The 17,665-nt window shown below is 66.1% G+C and carries 15 protein-coding genes; 8 read left to right on the top strand and 7 right to left on the bottom strand.

All coding sequences use genetic code 11. The features are described from left to right. Position 1: 1 nt before the first annotated feature. The 7 genes from FF090_RS16550 to FF090_RS16520 form a co-directional block, all read right to left on the bottom strand. Positions 2-247, bottom strand: a complete 246-nt coding sequence (locus FF090_RS16550; protein ID WP_310732978.1) for a VF530 family protein — start codon at positions 245-247, stop codon at positions 2-4. Positions 248-276: 29 nt separating this feature from the next. Further along, positions 277-2,316 carry an elongation factor G gene (fusA, locus tag FF090_RS16545; RefSeq protein WP_138857776.1) on the bottom strand — a complete coding sequence of 680 codons (2,040 nt, stop codon included), beginning with the start codon at positions 2,314-2,316 and terminating at the stop codon, positions 277-279. 320 nt (positions 2,317-2,636) lie between these two features. Next, positions 2,637-3,242: a hypothetical protein gene (locus FF090_RS16540; protein ID WP_138857775.1), complete on the bottom strand. Its 606-nt coding sequence runs from the start codon at positions 3,240-3,242 to the stop codon at positions 2,637-2,639. A 153-nt stretch (positions 3,243-3,395) separates the two neighbouring features. After that, complete coding sequence (locus tag FF090_RS16535) at positions 3,396-4,208, bottom strand: GNAT family N-acetyltransferase (protein WP_138857774.1); 813 nt, start codon at positions 4,206-4,208, stop codon at positions 3,396-3,398. A 99-nt stretch (positions 4,209-4,307) separates the two neighbouring features. Beyond that, a complete protein-coding gene (gene guaD, locus FF090_RS16530) occupies positions 4,308-5,597 on the bottom strand; it encodes a guanine deaminase (protein ID WP_138857773.1) in 1,290 nt (429 codons plus the stop codon). Beyond that, positions 5,594-7,189, bottom strand: a complete 1,596-nt coding sequence (locus FF090_RS16525) for an acyl-CoA dehydrogenase family protein (protein ID WP_138857772.1) — start codon at positions 7,187-7,189, stop codon at positions 5,594-5,596. Before FF090_RS16525 ends, guaD begins: the two co-directional genes overlap by 4 nt. Further along, positions 7,186-8,358 (bottom strand): GGDEF domain-containing protein, encoded by a 1,173-nt coding sequence (locus FF090_RS16520; RefSeq protein WP_175423693.1) that lies wholly within the window; start codon positions 8,356-8,358, stop codon positions 7,186-7,188. The genes FF090_RS16525 and FF090_RS16520 overlap by 4 nt, the downstream gene beginning before the upstream one ends. Positions 8,359-8,475: 117 nt before the next feature. Between FF090_RS16520 and FF090_RS16515 the strand changes: the two genes are divergently transcribed. From FF090_RS16515 to FF090_RS16480, 8 genes are all read left to right on the top strand, one after another. Further along, complete coding sequence (locus FF090_RS16515) at positions 8,476-10,086, top strand: hypothetical protein (RefSeq protein ID WP_138857770.1); 1,611 nt, start codon at positions 8,476-8,478, stop codon at positions 10,084-10,086. 1,014 nt (positions 10,087-11,100) lie between these two features. Then, entirely contained in the window at positions 11,101-12,099 is a 999-nt protein-coding gene (locus tag FF090_RS16510) for a hypothetical protein (RefSeq protein WP_138857769.1), read from the top strand. A 260-nt stretch (positions 12,100-12,359) separates the two neighbouring features. After that, entirely contained in the window at positions 12,360-12,848 is a 489-nt protein-coding gene (locus tag FF090_RS16505) for a hypothetical protein (protein ID WP_138857768.1), read from the top strand. A 650-nt stretch (positions 12,849-13,498) separates the two neighbouring features. Beyond that, the gene (locus FF090_RS16500) at positions 13,499-13,723 is read left to right on the top strand and encodes a hypothetical protein (RefSeq protein WP_138857767.1); all 225 of its coding nucleotides are present in this window, start codon (positions 13,499-13,501) and stop codon (positions 13,721-13,723) included. Continuing rightward, positions 13,717-14,640, top strand: a complete 924-nt coding sequence (locus tag FF090_RS16495) for a hypothetical protein (RefSeq protein ID WP_138857766.1) — start codon at positions 13,717-13,719, stop codon at positions 14,638-14,640. Before FF090_RS16500 ends, FF090_RS16495 begins: the two co-directional genes overlap by 7 nt. Positions 14,641-14,826: 186 nt before the next feature. Beyond that, positions 14,827-15,780 (top strand): lytic transglycosylase domain-containing protein, encoded by a 954-nt coding sequence (locus FF090_RS16490; RefSeq protein ID WP_138857765.1) that lies wholly within the window; start codon positions 14,827-14,829, stop codon positions 15,778-15,780. Between the two features lie 22 nt (positions 15,781-15,802). Beyond that, on the top strand, positions 15,803-16,798 hold the full coding sequence (locus tag FF090_RS16485) for an endonuclease/exonuclease/phosphatase family protein (protein ID WP_138857764.1): 996 nt from the start codon (positions 15,803-15,805) through the stop codon (positions 16,796-16,798). A gap of 29 nt (positions 16,799-16,827) precedes the next feature. Next, the gene (locus FF090_RS16480; RefSeq protein WP_138857763.1) at positions 16,828-17,658 is read left to right on the top strand and encodes a TRAP transporter TatT component family protein; all 831 of its coding nucleotides are present in this window, start codon (positions 16,828-16,830) and stop codon (positions 17,656-17,658) included. Positions 17,659-17,665: the final 7 nt, after the last annotated feature.

Genomic DNA, 17,665 nt, shown 5'->3' with positions numbered 1-17,665 from the left:
CTCAGCGCCCCCGCCGCCGCTCCTCCCGCAAGGTGTAGAGGTACAGACTCTCCACCTTCGCGCGCGCCCAGGGGGTCTTGCGCAGCATCTTCAGGCTGGAGTTGATGCTGGGCTGGTCGGCAAAACAACGCAGCGCGATGCGCTCGGCCAGGCCGGCCCAGCCGTAGAAGTCGACCAGGTCTTCCAGCATGCGGGCCAGGGTCAGGCCGTGCAGAGGGTCTTTGGGTGTTTGATCGGGCGCGGGCATGGCCGCATTGAACCCCATCCCAATGCCGATTAGTCTTCCTCTGCCACCTTATGGGCCGCCATCAGCTGGGCCTGGGTGTTGGGGGGCACCGGGTCGTAGTGGCTGAGCGCCAGGGTGTAGCGCGCCTGGCCTGCCGTCATGGCGTTCAGCCGGGTCTGGAAGTTGGCCAGCTCGGCCAAGGGGGCAAGCCCCTGCACGATCAGCTGCCCCGGCACCGCGCTGCGGGTGCCGGTGACCTGGCCGCGGTGGCTGGCCAGATCGCCCGAGACATCGCCCACGGCAGACTCGGGCGTGGCCACCTCCAGCGCCACGATGGGCTCCAGGATCACCGGCCGGGCCTCGCGCACGGCGGCATACACGGCGCGCTTGGCGGCGGTCACAAACGCGATCTCCTTGCTGTCCACGCTGTGGTGCTTGCCATCGAACACGGTGACGCGCAGGTCCACCAGCGGGTAGCCGGCCACCGCGCCGCTGGCGCAGGCCTCGCGCACGCCCTTTTCCACCGCCGGGATGAAGGCCGTTGGGATGACACCGCCCTTGACCTGGTCGACAAACTCAAAGCCCTTGCCACGCTCCAGCGGTTCCACCTTGAGCCAAACCTCGCCGAACTGGCCAGCGCCGCCGCTTTGCTTTTTGTGGCGGTAATGCCCCTCGGCGTAGGCGCTGACGGTCTCGCGGTAGGCGATGCGCGGCGGCTGGGTCTTGACCTCGAACTTGAAGGTCTCCTTCAGTCGCTCCAGCAACACCCGCAGATGCAGCTCGCCCAGGCCATAGACCAGGGTCTCATGGGTTTGCGTGGCCTGCTCGATGCGCAGGCAAGGGTCCTCTTCGACCAGGCGGTGCATCACGTCCCAGAGGCGCTGTTCGTCGCCATGCCGGGCCGGAGCCACGGCCAGACCGTGCACCGGGGTGGGCACATTCAACGGGGCGAGGTGGATGTGTTCGTCTTCGGCCGCGTCGTGCAGCACGGCGTCGGGGTGCAGCTCGTCCAGCTTGGCCACGGCGCAGATCTCGCCTGGGCCGGCCTGGTCCAGCGGGATCTGGGTCTTGCCCTGCAGCGCGAACAGATGCCCCAGTCGCACGGGCTTGCGTCCATGGCCCACATAGAGCTGCATATTTTTTTGCAGGGTGCCCTGGTGGACGCGCAGGAAGCCGAGCTTGCCCAGGAAGGGGTCGGCGCGTACCTGGAACACATGGGCCAGCACATGGCGGCTGGGGTCCATACGGACCTCGACGGGCTGTGCCTCAGGGCCTTCGCCACGCACAAAGGCGGGTGGGTTGGCCTCCAGCGGGTTGGGCAGCAGCTTGGCAATGACGGCCAGCAGTTCGGCCACGCCCACGCCGTCTTTGGCGGCACAGAAGCAGACCGGGATCAGATGCCCCTCGCGCAAGGCTTGTTCCAGCGGCGCATGCAGCTCGGTGGCCGGCACATCGCCGTCGTTCAAATAGCGGTCCACAAAGGCGGCGTCCACCTCCACCACCTGTTCCACCAGCGCGCGGTGGGCGGCTTCCACCGAGGAGAAGTCGGCCGGCCCGCTGCTGGCAAAGAAGCAGTCGCTCACGCCCCCGGCATGGGGCAGGTTCAGCGGCAGGCATTCGCGCCCGAAGGTGGCCTGAATCTGCTCCAGCAAGGCCGGCAGATTGACGCCGGGGGCATCGATCTTGTTGATGACGATCACGCGGTCGCGGCCCCGCTCTGCCGCCGCGTCCATCATGCGCTGGGCCATCAGCTCGATGCCGCGCTGGGCGTCGATGACGATGACGGCGGTCTCCACCGCTTCCAGCGCCGGCAGGGCCTGGCCGGTGAAGTCGGGCGCGCCCGGGGTGTCGATCAGGTGCACCCGCAGGCCCTGGTGCTCGAAGTGCATCAAGCTGCTTTGCAGCGAGTGCTGCATGCGGCGCTCTAGCGCATCGTGGTCGCTGACGGTATTGCCCTTTTCCACCGATCCCGCAGCTGGCAGAGCGCCGGCGGCCTTGAGCAGGGCCTCCGCCAGGGTGGTCTTTCCGCCGCCGGAAGGCCCCAGCAGGGCCAAGGTGCGGAGGGCGGCAATGCGGTCGGACTCGGCCATGGACGGCTCCTGGCAAGGGGGGGATGCCCCAGAGTAGCCAGCGGACTCGGACGGCACAAGCAAGGGGCAACCCGGCCCCTTCGCCCCAGAAAACCGGGCCGCCTGTGGATAACTACCGGCCGCTCGTCGGTGACGACAGGCACGCTGGGTAGGCCCCCCCTACATTCGCGCCCCATGGGTTATCGCCGCAAGCGCCGTACGCGCCATCTCTATCTCGCCGCCTTCCTGGCCGCTGTGGGCGCCCTCAGCCTGCTGGCCATGCTGATGCTGGCACTGGCGAGCACACCGAACTGAGGGCGTTTGCTGGCGCGGCTGCCCCGTTACGCGGGCAGCAAGGCGCCGGCTTGGGTGTCGGCGGTACGAGGCCCTGCCTGCAGTCGGCGCGCCAGCATCGGGCGCCCCCAGTGCAGCGCGGCCACGCAGGCCAGCAGCAGGCACAGTCCATAGGCGGCCATGAAGCCGCCGTAGCCCAGCGCCTTCGTGGCGGCATGACCGACGCCGACGAAGGCCGCAAACAGCCAGGTGGCGGCGCTCACAGCACCCAGCAAGGCCGGTAGCAGGGCGGCTTGCATGGGCTGCGTTTGCACCTGTGAGAAGCGCGGGAAAGCCAGTCGATGCAGGGCCCAGCCATTCAGGCTGAGCAGGGTGACCACCGTGAGTTTGGCCATCAACTTGGGCTTGGCCAGCAGCAGGCTGGGCTGAAAGCCCGTATCCAGGCCAATCACTGCCAGTCCCGTCAGCCAAAGCAGGGCCAAGGCCAGCACCACGCCCTGGGCTGCCAGCTGAAGCTGCTTCAGATGAATGCGGCGTCGGCCAAAGATGGCGTGCTCGCACAGGGTCATCGCAGCCGCCGCCAGCAGCAGCGCCAGTACATGTCCAAAGATCAGACCCATGCGGGTCAAGGCCAGCCAGTCCAGCGAATCCATGGTGATCTCCGTGGTCGTTTCGACCCGCTGCGGGTCGCAGAAGGAGGCGGATTTTTGGGGGGTGTCGTGACGTTTTTCACGACCAAATGTGTCAATGGATTACATGTTGCGCGACATTCCTAGGGCTTTCCGCAAACCGTGGCAAACCCGGATTTACGCCTGATGGGGCCTCAGAGAGAAGCGTCGCAGGTAGGCGGCCGGCAGCGCATCCAGCTGCACCATCAACGGGAAGTCCGCGCAGCGGAAGTCGCCGTCCCAGGCCGGCGCGCCCAGCAGCTTGGCATTGGCCTTCAGATAGCCGCGCAGCAGGGGCGGTGCCTCCACCGGCTGCAGGCGTGCAGGCGCTGGGTGCAGGGGCGTGCGCGGGCGCACCTGGAACTCGATGGGCGCCAGATGCTGAGGCACCAATTGGTTCCACAACTGCCAGGCCGTGCTGCCGCCATCGCGGGCGTCCACACTGGCACAGCCCAGCATCAGGTCCAGACCTTCGCGCTGCAAATAGGCGGCGATGGCGCCCCACATCATCAGCAGTGCCGCGCCATTGCGGTGTGAGGGCGCGATGCAGGCGCGGCCCAGCTCGGCGATGCGGTGGCGCTCATGGCGCAGGCGGGTCAGGTCGAACTCGGTTTCGGCATAGAGCCCACCCACCCGCTGGGCGGCGCTGGGACTGAGCAGGCGGTAGCAGGCCACCACGGCCCCCGGGCTGCCATCGGGGTTTTGCTCGCGGGCGAGCAGGTGTTCGCAGTGAGCGTCAAACACATCCACATCGTGCCCCGCCGGCGCCCCGGCCAGCGGTCGCAGCTGAGCTCCCAGCTCTTGGGCGAACACCTGGTGGCGCAGGCGTTGCGCCTCGCGCACTTCGTCCTGGTGGCGGGCCCAGTGCAGGCTCACGGGCCCCGGCGCCGAGCGTATGGGCAGGGAATGGGGCAGGGGGTGGGGGAGGGCAGTGGTGTTCAGGGCCAGCATCGTCTGGTTCCTCAGGCATTGATCTTTGGATGCCCGAGATGCTGGCGGCGCCGCGTGACGGCGCCGTGGCGCGTGCGTGTCAGTGGCGCGACAGGCGCTTCAGCGTCGCTGAATCCCCGCCACCCACACGCCATCCAGCAGACGTTCGTCGCCCAGCATCAGCCAGGCAAACAGCTGCTCGTGCAGCGAACTGGCAATGGAGAGTCGATGCGCCAGCACCGAATCGGGCTCTGACCAGCGCCAGGCGCAAAGGTCGGCCATCAGCCCCGGTTCCAGACGGCCGATTTCGTGCCCGAGATTGAGCGAGGCGGCGTTGCCGGCCGTGGCCGCGTGCAGCAGGGTGAAGGCATCCAGGCGTTGGCCTTGCAGGGCCGCCATCTGGTAGGCCGCGGCCAGGGTTTTGTGCATGGAGAGGCTGACGCCGCCGCCCACATCGCTGGCCACCGACAGCCGAATGCCATCGGCCGCACGGCCGCGCCAGTCGAACAGGCCGCTGCCCAGGAACAGATTGCTGGTGGGGCTGTGGGCAATCACCGCCTGGGTGTCGCGCAGCACCGCGCGGTCGCGCTCATCCAGCCAGATGCCGTGGGCCAGGGTGGAGCGCGGTCCCAGCAGGCCGTGGCGCTCGTAGACGCCCAGGTAGCTGCGGTCGCTTGGGAACAACTCGCGCACCCATTGCACCTCGGCGCGGTTCTCGGCCACATGGGTCTGCAGATAGCTGCCCGGATGGGCGGCCAGCAGCTCGCCCGCCAGGGCCAGCTGGGCCTCACTGCTGGTTGGCGCAAAGCGCACCGTGTGGGCATAGGCCAGCCGACCGCGACCGCGCCAGCGCTGCAGCAGATCGAGGGTGTCGCGCTCGGCATCCTGCGCCGTGTCGCGCAAGCCGTCCGGGGCGTGGCGGTCCATCAGGCACTTGCCGGTGATGAGGCGCATGCCACGCTGCTCGGCGGCGCTGAACAGCGCGTCGACGCTGCCCTTGTGCACGGTGGGAAAGACCAGGGCCGCCGTGCTGCCGTGCGCCAGCAGCTGATCCAGAAAACGCGCGCTGCCCGCGGCCGCCACGGCCGGCTCAGCCCAGGCGCGCTCGGCCGGGAAGGTGTAGCGGTTCAGCCAGTCCAGCAGCTCGGTGCCATAGCTGGCAATCACATCGAGCTGGGGCGCATGCACATGGGTGTCGATGAAGCCGGGCAGGATGAGCTGGCCGCTGCGGTCCTCGCGCGTCCACTCGGGGTCGGGCGCTTCGGTCTGGATGGCGGCGATGCGGCCGTCCTCGATCAGCAGCCAATGGGCCGGGCGCCAGCGCACGCCGGGTGGGGGGTGATCCAGCCCGGCCTCGGCCGCCGGGGGCGTGACGACATCCAGCAGGTCGCCGCGAATAGCAAGTTTCATGGGAAGACGATTGCGCGCTCCAGGTGCGCACGCGCATGCGCCAAAGGGCTGGCGCCAAACATTCCACCTGGCCGGTGCAGGCGGCTGGACAGGAAGTCCTGCGCCATTGTGGCCGGACTGTGGCGGCGCAGCAGTTGGGCCTGCGCCAGCAGCACCAACTCCTGGGCCAGGGCGCGAGCCTGGGCTTCGTCGGGCGAGCGCAGGGCATCGCACAGCGCTCGGGCTCGGACCTGCTCGGAGGCCTCCAGATCGGGCAGCAAGGCGTCGAACCAGGCCTGCAAGGCCTCGCCTTCGCGCTGGGCCGCGCGCAGTACATCCAGCGCCATCACATTGCCGCTGCCCTCCCAGATGCTGTTGACCGGCGCCTCGCGGTAGAGCCGCGCGAGGCTGCCCGTCTCCACATAGCCATTGCCGCCCAGCACTTCCATCGCCTCGCCGCAGGCCGCCACCGCGCGCTTGCAGACCCAAAGCTTGGCAGCGGGCGTGAGCACCCGCGCCCAGGCGCGCTCCACCGGGTCTTGGTCGCGGCTCTCGAAGGCCTGGGCCAGCCGCAGCATCAGTTGCAGCGCGGCCTCGCTCTCCAGGGCCAGATCGCCCAGCACCTGTTGCATCAAGGGCTGGTCCACCAGCAGACGGCCAAAGGCGCGGCGCTGGCCTGCCCAGTGGACGGCCTGCACCAGGCCGGCGCGCAGCAGCGCGGCGCTGCCCACCACGCATTGCAAGCGGGTGATGCCCGCCATCTCCACCAGGATGGGAATGCCGCGCCCGGCCGTGCCCACGAGGTAGGCCTCGCAGTCCTCGAACTCGACCTCGGAACTGCTGTTGCTGCGGTTGCCCAGCTTGTCCTTGAGGCGCTGGATGCGCACGCCGTTCAGCCCGCCGCCGTCCAGGCGCCAGCGCGGCAGCAGGAAGCAGCTCGGGCCTTCTTCGGTCTGCGCTAACACCAGATGGGCGTCGCTCATCGGCGCCGAGAAAAACCATTTGTGCCCGCTGACGAGGTAGCGCGGCGCACCTCGCCAGTCGCCGCCATCAGGACGCGCCTGGCTGGTGCAGGCGCGCAGGTCCGAGCCGCCTTGTTTCTCGGTCATGCCCATGCCCAGCCACAGACTGCGCTTGGTGTTCAGTGCTTGGTCGCGATGGTCGTGCTCGCGGCTCAGCAGGCCGTGTTGCAGCGCCGCATACAGGCCGGAAGCGTGGCGGGCCAGCACCGGCAGGGCGGCCTGCGTCATGGTGGCGGGGCACAGGCTGCCGGCCTCGACCTGACCGTGCAGGTAGAAGAAGGCGGCGCTGCGCTGCCATTGGTTCTGCGCATGCGGCAGGGCGATGGCGCCGCTGGCGCGCAGGCCGGCCAGCAGGCGGTGCCAATGCGGGTGGAAGTCCACACGGTCGATGCGGCGGCCGCGTGCGTCATGGGTCTGCAGCTCAGGCGGGCGGCGATTGGCTTGCTCGGCCCAGTCCTGAGCCTGGGCGCTGCCGATCTGCGCGCCGTAGCGCGCCAACTCGGCATCGTCTCCAAAGTGCGCGCGCAAACTTGGGTCGGTCGCCCAGAGGTCCAGCGCCCGGCATTCGTCCACCTCGTTGTCGTGGTTCACGGCGCGGGGGCGGGCATCAAGCTGGGCTCGGCGCACAGGCGGCCGCGCCCGCCGTTCTTGGCGGCGTACAGGCCCACGTCGGCGCGCCGCAGGATGTCTTCGACGCTGCGGTCGCCGTGGCGCAGCAGGGCCCAGCCGGCGCTGAAGTCCAGCGCAAAGCCGAGTTCGCGTTCGGCCTCGACGCCCAGGGCCGTGCGCAAACGGGCGTCCACGGCCTCGACGCCCTGGCCCTCGGTGCGTGCCAGCAGCACCGCGAATTCCTCGCCTCCCAAACGGGCCACGCAGTCGCCCGGCCGCACCACTTGCTTGAGCAGACGCGCCAGCAGGCCCAGGGCTTCGTCGCCACTGATGTGGCCATGGATGTCGTTGATCTGCTTGAAGTGATCGACATCCAACAAGTACAGCGCCAGCGGTTCGCGATGGCGGCGCGCCACGGCCAACATTTCGGCGCCGCGTTGCTGGAAGGCGCGGCGGTTGGACAGCTGGGTCAGGCTGTCGGTCTTGGCCTGATGGCGCAGCCGGCCTTCGGCCTCGCCGCGCCAGGCGCTCATGAAGGCCAACGCGGCAAAGCTGGCGGCCAGACCGCTCAGGACCAGATAGGCCTGTGCCACCGGATGACTGCCGGTCAGGGCCGGATAGGCCACGGGGTCGGTCCAGCCGATAAAGGCGCGCCACAGGCTCAGGCCCATCAGGGGCAGGAGCGGCAGCGCCAGCAGGGTGCGCCAACGGCGGCTGCTTTCGTGCGCTTTGGGCGCCGGGGCCCAGGCACCCAGCACCACCAGGCCTTGCAAGAGCGCCAGCCAAAGATTGAGTCCGGCCTGTTGCAGCTTCGGATACGGCTGCCCCAACACCAACAGGGGCGCGGCCAGCAGCCACAGCGCCCATGCCCACTTCATGCCGGGGCGCGGACCCAGCCAACCCTGTAAGGCGCGCAGGGCCAGCACAAAGCTCAGTCCACCCAGGCCATAGCCCAGGATCAAGGCCGGCAAGGGCAGTGGGTGGCCCACCAGGACGACCACCGCCCAGGTGCCGAGCTGGGCCCACAGGCTGCCCTGCGCCCAACGCATCGTGGCGTTGCCGCGCAGGCCGGTGAGCAGGGGCAGGGCCAGACCCAGGGTCAGCAGCTGCAGGCTGAGCAGGACGGTGAGGGTGCGGGGCTCCAGGTTCAAGACGGCGCTCGCAGGAGTGGCAGGGGCAGGCGGCGGCAGCATAGCCGCAGGATCGGGCGCTGTTGATCCGGGGCAATGCGCGGTGCGGGCAGGGCCCGAGCGGGCCATCATGTGCGCATGCCTCAGGTTGAACGCTTGCATCAGACCCTGCTGTGGCCGCTGCGTTTGCTGCGCTCGGGCGCCCAGGCGCACAACCGTCGGCCCTGGGAACTCTTGCAAGCTTTGCCCGACCACCCCTGGCGCGAACTGCAGGACGAGTACACCGGCGATGCCCGGGGCTATCACGAGCGCCACTACCAGGAGTTCCTGACCTTTCTGCCCTATGTGCAGCGGGTGCTGTTCGGCGAAGGGCGCTCTGCGGGTCAGGCCGACGACCGCCTGGGTGAGTCCGGCCTCAAGACCTTTCGCCGCCGAGATGTGGCCGCCTTTGAGTTGCGCACCCAGCCCGGCCGGCCGCTGATCCGGCTGCAGGTGCAACACATCGATCTGATCTTCTTCTACGACATCGACGCCGTGCTGCTCAATGTCGAGCTGAGTGGTGAGGGCCTGGAGCTGGCCGAGGTGCAGGAGCTGCTCTACCGACTGGGGCGCGCCTACCCGGCCGGTTGGGACGACGCCGGGCTGCCTCTGCACTGCCTGGCCGAGTGCCGCTTTCTGAATGCCCAGGGCGAGGTGCTGGTGGAGTCCGACACGCGCGAGCGTGAACCCTTCATCGAGCATGTGCAGGCGCGGCGCGCGCCGCGCGTGGCCGCGCATTGGGCCTGGCTGTTGCGGCCCCTGGTGCCCGACCATGGTGATCAGACAGGGGATCTGCGCTACCGCCAGGTGGAGTACTACCGCATGCCGGTGATGGCCCATCTGGCCGTAGACGACCCCCGCAGTTTGAGCCGCGCCGACTTCGTGCGCCTAGGCCTGATCTGCGGTGCCGGCGACGGTAGCCTGCCCTATGGCGAGGGCCATTTGCAGGACTTCGAGGCACGCTATTGCTGGGACCGTTTCTGGTGCGCGCAAGGCGCGGCGCCCTTCACGCGCTATTTGAGTTGCGGCCACTCCCTGGTGGTGGTGGGCGACGCCCGCTCGGCCTTTTTCACCAGCCGCGAGCGCGGCGTGCTGGCGCAGTTCCGTCACCAGCACTTCATGCTCTTCCTGCTGGTGCACTTCCAGAAGGCCGCACTGCTGATCTATTCCGACCGCCTGGTGGATGCCCTGCGGCGGCTGAATGTGGGCGACCCCGACAACGTGCGCATCTTTAAGCGCGAGATCCGCAGCTGCTTCGAAGGCTTTTTGCGCTTCACGCACCGCTACTGGTTTCATGAGGTGAGCGAGCAGGTGCAGGCGCGCAGCCTGCACCGCCTGCTGCTGCAGCACCTGGAGGTGCAGCCGCTCTACGCCGAGGTCAAAACCCGCATCGGCGACATGGCCCAGTACCTGGAGACCGACAACGTGCGCCGCCAGGCCAACACCGTAGTGCGCCTCACCGTGGTCACCATCTTCGGCCTGGTGGGCACCATCACCACCGGTTTCCTGGGGATGAACCTGCTGGCCGAGAGCGAGGCCCCGCTGTGGCAGCGCATCGCCCTTTTTGCGCTGACCCTGGGTGTGGCGCTCTGGCTCACGGGCTACACCATCGTCAAGAGCAAGCGCCTGTCGGACTTCCTGGACGCGCTGTCGGACGAGCGGCTGACACTGAGGCAGAAGCTCGGGGTGTTGGTGGGGGTGTGGCGTTAGAACAGTCTTTGCGGGCTTCTGCTGTCAAGATTTCTAAACGCCGCCTAAAGGCAAGCTAAATGCCTGCTAAAAAGCCAGGGTAAATGCGGGGGGGTAGGCGGAGCTCGCCCTTAGAGTGCGGCCCGCGCCACTAAGAGCGCCCACTTGCCCGTGGCGGCAAGCGACAACAAAGCAAAAGAACAGGGAGGGCGCCGCGGCTGCGGCGGTGCTCTGCCCTGCCTGAATCAGGCCAGACCGGCGCAGAGGCGAGGAACCCATCAACGATTGATTGCAGTGCGAGCCGGCCGTTTGGCCTGCCTGTGCCTGGCCCTGTTGTCCCCAGACCTTCATGGCGGAGCGCAATCAATCGGGTTTGCCCGGCCTGGCCCGAAGCGATTCAGGGCAACACGCATAGGCGGCCATTGGATCGACTGAAAAAAGGAGAGAAGAATGAAGAAAGTTGGAGCGGGCATCATGGCTCTGAGCATGACCTTGGGCTCGATGCCTGCCTGGGCGCAGGAAGTTGAAAGGTTTCCTACGGAAGAAATTAGGGGTAAGAGAACAAAGGAAGATGAGGGGGCGGTCGGCCCAATTATTTGGTCTCGGCCCGGGGGTGGCGGTGGGGGAGGATTGCCAGGGGCTCCTAAGACGCCTACTCAAACTCCAGAGGAAAAGAAGAAGGCCTGCGATGCTGATCACGCAGCGGATATGGGGGCTGCAGATCGATCGCTGACAAATGACTTGGAGGTATGCAAGGCCAATGCTATTGAGGAGGCAAGAAACTGGTACAACGGCCCATTTTGGCAGGGTAGATATAACGGTTGTGTCGCAAGCGCAAATAATGCATTTCAGTCAAGGGTTGACATGGCTCGCAACAAGCATACAGCTTGTATTGCAAGGTCATGATTTGTCGCGGCAAGTATCATTCGTCGTGTACTTGATGTTCCTCCGTATTGTGTGTCGCTCAGTTTGACTGAGTTCGGGTGTGTTCGTGCTCTGTGTGATATTTAAAAACAAGCGATTGAATTTTAGGAAGTGTTTGTGATGGAGGTTCCAGCTTTGAATGCTCGCGGGAAATATTTCATCGGTCTGCTGATTGGTGCGATAGCTATAGGTTTTGTTACCTTTGGGTGGCACCGTTGGAGTGTGCCGACCGAGCAGCCAGTCGATATGAGCCAAGCCCACATGCCCAACCAAGCGCCAAGTCTCGGGGAGGAAGTGCGGAAAGCGCAGCCCAAAGTAGAGGACTTAACGGCTCAGACCGGCGTGTCTAGTGCGGCGTTGAGTTCGTCACCGAGCCAGGTGCTATGGAAGAGCCCGCATGCAGGCGGCTTGGGCGTCGCTGTCCACGCTGCTCTACAAACCCGAAGTGGGCCGGATGCCTTCAAGTTGTCGACCCAATTGCTAAGGTGCGAAATGCTGGATGCGTCGATGGCGGTAACCCGTGCAGCGTTGCAGCGGACCACTGTTGAAGCGGAAAGGCAGGTGTTGGTGCATGCAATTGCCGATGAGCAACAGCAGCTGAAAGATTGCCAGACCGTCGATGGCGACTTGCGCCAGCGTCAACAACAGTTGTTGAAAATCGCCTATGAGGCCAAGGTCCAGGGCGCAGCAGCCAGTTATTTGTCGACATACGGTCGAGAGCAGACTTTGCCAGAGGAAATGAATGCAGTCTTGCTGGAAGATGCGCAGAGGGGCGATATATTTGCCCTCGCCGCATTGGCCCGCGATACGCGACTTGGAAATTCACTTTCTGAGCGAGTTGTCTTTTCTGCCGCGTTGGCAAAGCTTTCTCACTCACAGAACGACCGAGTTAGAGGGATTGCGCAGAGCGGCTTTAGGCAGGCGGTCTTGCGAGCGCATGCGCGTGGGGAGCTAACGGCAGATCCTCTTGCAGATGGCGGGCTAGACCGCGTGACTGAACCCTCTCGACTGGCAGCTATCTTCACGGGGGCTTGGAGACTGACGGATGCCACCGCCTTGGCGCGGATTGACAGGTTCGTTTCGGCAGCCGAAGCGGCTCAACAGAGATAAATGAGCACTTTTTGGCGATCGCCCCCAAACGCCCGACCGAGCGGGCAACCCGGCACTGCAGCCCGAGCGCTCCTAGGGGTTGGATCTCACCCTGGAGTCCAATGTGCGCGAGCATAGTGCCCCCCGAGTTCGACACCAACCCGCGCAAGTTGTTGAATTTGCTCATGTGGGCTTTCAGATTGCCACTACCGCAGGCTCAATTGGGTATCGGTTGACGGCTTCTTGAGCTTGAGGGCGTCCAGCACCTGGAGACCGACAACGTGCGCATCTTCAAGCGCGAGATTCGCAGCTGCTTCGAAGGCTTCTTGCGCTTCACACACCGCTACTGGTTCCACGAAGTGAGCGAGCAGGTGCAGGCGCGCAGCCTGCATCGCCTGCTGCTGCAGTACCTGGAGGTGCAGCCGCTTTACGCCGAGGTCAAAACCCGCATCGGCGACATGGCCCAGTACCTGGAGACCGACAACGTGCGCCGCCAGGCCAACACCGTGGTGCGCCTCACCGTGGTCACTATCTTCGGCCTGGTGGGCACCATCACCACCGGTTTCCTGGGGATGAACCTGCTGGCCGAGAGCGAGGCCCCGCTGTGGCAGCGCATCGCCCTTTTTGCGCTGACCCTGGGTGTGGCGCTCTGGCTCACGGGCTACACCATCGTCAAGAGCAAGCGCCTGTCGGACTTCCTGGACGCGCTGTCGGACGAGCGGCTGACACTGAGGCAGAAGCTCGGGGTGTTGGTGGGGGTGTGGCGTTAGAACAGTCTTTGCGAGCTTCTGCTGTCAAGATTTCTAAACGCCGCCTAAAGGCAAGCTAAATGCCTGCTAAAAAGCCAGGGTAAATGCGGGGGGGGTAGGCGGAGCTCGCCCCTAGAGTGCGGCCCGCGCCACTAAGAGCGCCCACTTGCCCGTGGCGGCAAGCGACAACAAAGCAAAAGAACAGGGAGGGCGCCGCGGCTGCGGCGGTGCTCTGCCCTGCCTGAATCAGGCCAGACCGGCGCAGAGGCGAGGAACCCATCAACGATTGATTGCAGTGCGAGCCGGCCGTTTGGCCTGCCTGTGCCTGGCCCTGTTGTCCCCAGACCTTCATGGCGGAGCGCAATCAATCGGGTTTGCCCGGCCTGGCCCGAAGCGATTCAGGGCAACACGCATAGGCGGCCATTGGATCGACTGAAAAAAGGGAGAGAAGAATGAAGAAAGTTGGAGCGGGCATCATGGCTCTGAGCATGACCTTGGGCTCGATGCCAGCCTGGGCGCAGGAAGTTGAAAGGTTTCCTACGGAAGAAATTAGGGGTAAGAGAACAAAGGAAGATGAGGGGGCGGTCGGCCCAATTATTTGGTCTCGGCCCGGGGGTGGCGGTGGGGGCGGATTGCCAGGGGCTCCTCAGGCTGCAAAACCTGCATCCTGTATGTACCCAGACACCAAAAACATCACCGGCAATGATCTTCCCGAAGTGCGACAGGGTGCGGCGCGGCAATTGCTGCCGCGAATCGGACTGACAAGGTCTGGAACCTATCGGGTCAAATGGAGTGACGGCACCATTGATGTGTTTGTGGTTTCCGCTGCGGGCAGTCCGGCCGTACTTCAATACACTGAGCAACAGGGTGATGGTCAGGCGGGGTCAAATTGTTGAGAAGGCTCGAAAGATTCCGTCCGATCGCGGTTGCGTTGATCCTGGCGACACTTGGCTGGTACGCCAGCATTGAATTCAAGTCACCTTCTTCCAAACAGTCAGAAGGCCCCGAGACAAGTGCAACGGATGCCGTCAATGTTGGGGGGGTGAAACTGCCAACAGCGAGCGATAGGCAGCTCTTGCCCCATCCTGATGTGTCCCCAATTCGCGGCAGCAAGTCGCTGGCGGCTGAACTGCGTACTGCCAGGAACCTCCGGGTCTTTGTTCATGAAGCGTTGCAACGGCCCGAGCAAGGCGGCCACTACTACGCGATCCGTGCCCTCGACCATTGCAGCTTCTTGCCTACGGTTGTGGACTTGACCAAGGGCAAGGAGAGTGCCGCCAACGCTCATGCGCACAAACGATTGCAAGTGGAATTGAACCGCTGTGAAGGTGTGCTGGCCCAATTTGGTGGTCTCAAGGGCTTGGCGCACAACATCGAGGCCAGACCGGATCGTGGTCGAGATCCCGTGAGGGCGGTGTATCAGAAACTGACGCGGAACCAGTATGGCAGCGCCGCGGAGGCGGTAGCCGCCGCAATTGCGAGTGAAGAGCCGCAGTTGCTGTTTCATGCAATGGCCAAGTACAAGGAAGCCATCATCGAGCAGGCGGCCGGTCAGAAGATCGAGTGGACGGATGCCCTCAGGACCCTGGCCGTACGGGCTGCGGGTGAGGCGGCCTATGTCCGGATGAGCAACCCGGATCCGGAATTGGATGCCGCCCTGGGCTGCTTGATGACGGGCCAGTGGTGTGAACCTGGTGCGGTCGCCAAGGAGCCGGAGCCCAATGACCCTGAGGAGCGTGCAGCCTTGGCAGAGTTCAGGCGGGTGCTGAACGAGTTTGTGGCCAAGCAGGGGCGCTCCGCAGCGGGCCATTGAGTTCGGAGAGGGGCGGGCCCTGGCTGCAGGAGTCCTCCTGGCTGGCGGGTTTTGACACTGGGCGGGCTGGCTCCGTTGTGTGAGCGCGCGGAACTACAGCCGACACGCCCCTGAACACGGTGGTAGGACCGCTCTCCTTGGTCGGATCTGGGGCGACGGGCGTAGTTGGTTTTCTAAACTGAGCCCATGTTCAAGGCCCTCGCTTTCCTCCTCCTGCCCGCCACGCTCTGGGCTCAGGCTTTGCCCAGCCTGGACAACCTGCCGCGCCCCAGCACGCCGCCGCCGGAGCGGGCCTCGCCGGTACCGGCGCAGATGCAGCGCTGGCGCGAGGAGGCGCAGGCGGCCGAACATGGCGAGGACGGTGTGCCGCGCGACCCGGTGCGGGCGGCGCAGCTCTATTGCCGTGCGGCGCGCTATGGCGATGCGCTGGCGCAATTCAATCTGGCCTGGATGCTGACCAATGGGCGCGGCATCGAGCGCGATGACGCCCAGGCCGCGCACCTGTTTGCGGCGGCGGCCGAGCAGGGCCTGGAGCAAGCGCAGGCCATGGCCCAGCGCCTGGGCACGCCGCTGGGGCCGCCGCCTGAATGTCTGATCGCACCGCCGCTCGAATTGCCGGCCGTCGCCAAGGCGTCGCCTGGACCCAAGGTGGCCGCCAAGCCCGCAGCCTTGCCCATCCCGCCCAACGCCCCCGAACCCATCGTTCGCTTCGTCACCTTGACCGCGCCGCAGTACCAGCTGGCGCCGGCCCTGGTGCTTGCGGTGATGGCCAAGGAGTCGAACTTCAATCCGCTGGCCGAGTCGCCCAAGAACGCGCATGGGCTGATGCAGCTGATTCCCGACACGGCGGCGCGCTTTCGCGTCAAGAATCTGCGCGACCCGGCGCAGAACATCCAGGGCGGCATGGCCTATCTGCGCTGGCTGCTGGCCTATTTCGAGGGCGACCTGCCGCTGGCGCTGGCGGCCTACAACGCCGGCGAGGGCGCGGTGGACCGCTACCGCGGCATCCCGCCTTATGCCGAGACGCAGGACTATGTGCGCCGCATCCTCGACCGCTTGAACTGGACCCTGCGCATGCCCTTTGACGCCACGGCCGCCAAGCCCTCGGCCATGCTGGCCCTGCGCAAGAAGACCTACTGAAGTCTGACGTAGGCTGCGCGCCATGCACACGCCGCCGTCCGCCTTTCACAGCGTCTTCCTGGCCAGCGCCAATCTGCTCAATCTGGCCCTGCCGGGGCGGGTCTTCTATCCCAACCAGGACGCCTACGGCGCCGAGGAATACCAGCGCAAGATCGCTTGGTTGGGCCAGCAGATGGCGCGGCTGAATGCCGATGTGCTGCTGACCCAGGAGGTCTGGGATGAGGCAGCGCTGCGTGAGGCCGTCGCCGCCAGCGGCCGGCGCTATGCCGTGGTGCAGGCCCCGGGTGCCGAGCAGGGTGCACAGGGCACGCCCCGCCTGGGCCTGGTGAGCCGCTGGCCGGTGCAGCGCCTGCAGTCCCTGGCCGACTTCGACCCCGCCGACCACCTGCCCGTGCCCGAGTTGGGCCTGGTGAAGCGCTTTGAGCGCCCGGTGCTGCTGGCCGAGTTGCAGGGCCCGCAGGGTCAGGGGCTGACCGTGTTGGCGGCGCACCTCAAGAGCAAGCGGCCCAAGTTCCTGATTGATGCGCAAGGCCAGGCGCTGGAGGACCGCGACGACCCCGCCATCGTCGCCCGCGCCATGCTGCGCAGTTTGATGATCCGCGCTGCCGAGGCCTGCGCGCTGCGCCGCTTCGTCGTCACGCTGAGCCAGGGCCGGCGCCATCCCCTGGTGCTGGTGGGCGACTTGAATGACGGGCCGCAGGCCGTCACCACCCAGCTCATCGCCGCCACGGCCGAGGTGGCTTACGACAAGGGCGCGGCCGACACCGCGCTCTTCAATGCCTGGGACCTGCAGACCGAACCGGCGCTGCGCCGCGACATGGCCTACAGCCATGTGCACCAGGGCTGGCCGGAGATGCTGGACCAGATCTGGGTCAGCGAGGAATTCAAGGCTGGCAGCCGCTTCGCGGTGGGCGATGTGAAGCGCGTCGAGGTCTTCAACGACCACCTGCACGAAGGCCGCGACCGCACGCGCAGCGACCACGGCTTTGTGCGGGCGCTGCTGCGTTGGAAGATTTAGACCCTAAAGTGCCACCAGGAGGTGCGCCGATGCAAGGCCTACGGATCGGGGTTCTGAGTGCCGTGTTCACTGGCAGCCTGATGCTCAGCGGGTGTACCTCGCTGCTGCTGGACCGCGTGGCCGACACCCTGGCCGAACAGCAGCAGGCCGAAGAAGACGATCTGCCGCTGGCGCGCGATGCGGCGGCGTTCTACCTGAAGGTCTCAGAAGCGGTGCTGCGCGAGCAGCCCTCGCACACGCGCTTGGCCACGGCGGTGACGGCCGGGTTCACGCAATACAGCTATGCCTTCGTGGCCTTCGAGGCCGAAAAGCTCGAAGAACGCGATGCACGCGCCGCACAAGCCCTGCGTGAGCGCGCGGCGCGGCTTTATGCCCGGGCTCGCGCGCATGGCCAGCGGGCGCTGGGCGTCGGGCCGCTGAGACTCGATCAGGTGGCGCTGGCGCACTGGACGGCCAGTGCCTGGGCGGCGCAGATCGCGCTGTCCAAGCAGTCCCCTGAGGTGGTGGCCGAGTTGCCCCAGGCCCTGGCCCTGGCCGCACGCGCCTACGCGCTCGCGCCCGAGCACGGACAGGGCGACCTGGCTGCGCTGATGGGCAATCTGGAGGCCAACCGACCGGGCGGACGCATTGATTTGGCGCGGCGCTATTTCGCGGAGGCCCAGGCGCTCTCGCAGGGGCGCAGCGCGGCGATCTGGGTGGCGCAGGCCGAAGCCTTGGCGCAGCCCGCTGGAGACCGAGCGACCTTCGAGGCCGAATTGCAGCGTGCCGTGGCGGCCGCACAAGGACAGAAGAACTTGGTCAGCACCCTGATGCGCGAGCGCGCCCAGTGGTTGCTGCAACGCCTGGATGATTTGTTTTAGGGGGAAG

The sequence above is a fragment of the Inhella inkyongensis genome (genome assembly GCF_005952805.1).
Classification (GTDB): Bacteria; Pseudomonadota; Gammaproteobacteria; order Burkholderiales; family Burkholderiaceae_C; genus Inhella; species Inhella inkyongensis.
The sequence above is the reverse complement of the archived record's forward strand: the minus strand, read 5'-3'. Positions and strand labels throughout refer to the sequence as shown.

Coding starts and splice junctions, on each gene's coding strand:
- FF090_RS16550 (WP_310732978.1), bottom strand. CDS start 247: ATGCCCGCGCCCGATCAAACACCCAAAGACCCTCTGCACGGCCTGACC.
- fusA (WP_138857776.1), bottom strand. CDS start 2,316: ATGGCCGAGTCCGACCGCATTGCCGCCCTCCGCACCTTGGCCCTGCTG.
- FF090_RS16540 (WP_138857775.1), bottom strand. CDS start 3,242: ATGGATTCGCTGGACTGGCTGGCCTTGACCCGCATGGGTCTGATCTTT.
- FF090_RS16535 (WP_138857774.1), bottom strand. CDS start 4,208: ATGCTGGCCCTGAACACCACTGCCCTCCCCCACCCCCTGCCCCATTCC.
- guaD (WP_138857773.1), bottom strand. CDS start 5,597: ATGAAACTTGCTATTCGCGGCGACCTGCTGGATGTCGTCACGCCCCCG.
- FF090_RS16515 (WP_138857770.1), top strand. CDS start 8,476: ATGCCTCAGGTTGAACGCTTGCATCAGACCCTGCTGTGGCCGCTGCGT.
- FF090_RS16500 (WP_138857767.1), top strand. CDS start 13,499: ATGTACCCAGACACCAAAAACATCACCGGCAATGATCTTCCCGAAGTG.
- FF090_RS16490 (WP_138857765.1), top strand. CDS start 14,827: ATGTTCAAGGCCCTCGCTTTCCTCCTCCTGCCCGCCACGCTCTGGGCT.
- FF090_RS16485 (WP_138857764.1), top strand. CDS start 15,803: ATGCACACGCCGCCGTCCGCCTTTCACAGCGTCTTCCTGGCCAGCGCC.
- FF090_RS16480 (WP_138857763.1), top strand. CDS start 16,828: ATGCAAGGCCTACGGATCGGGGTTCTGAGTGCCGTGTTCACTGGCAGC.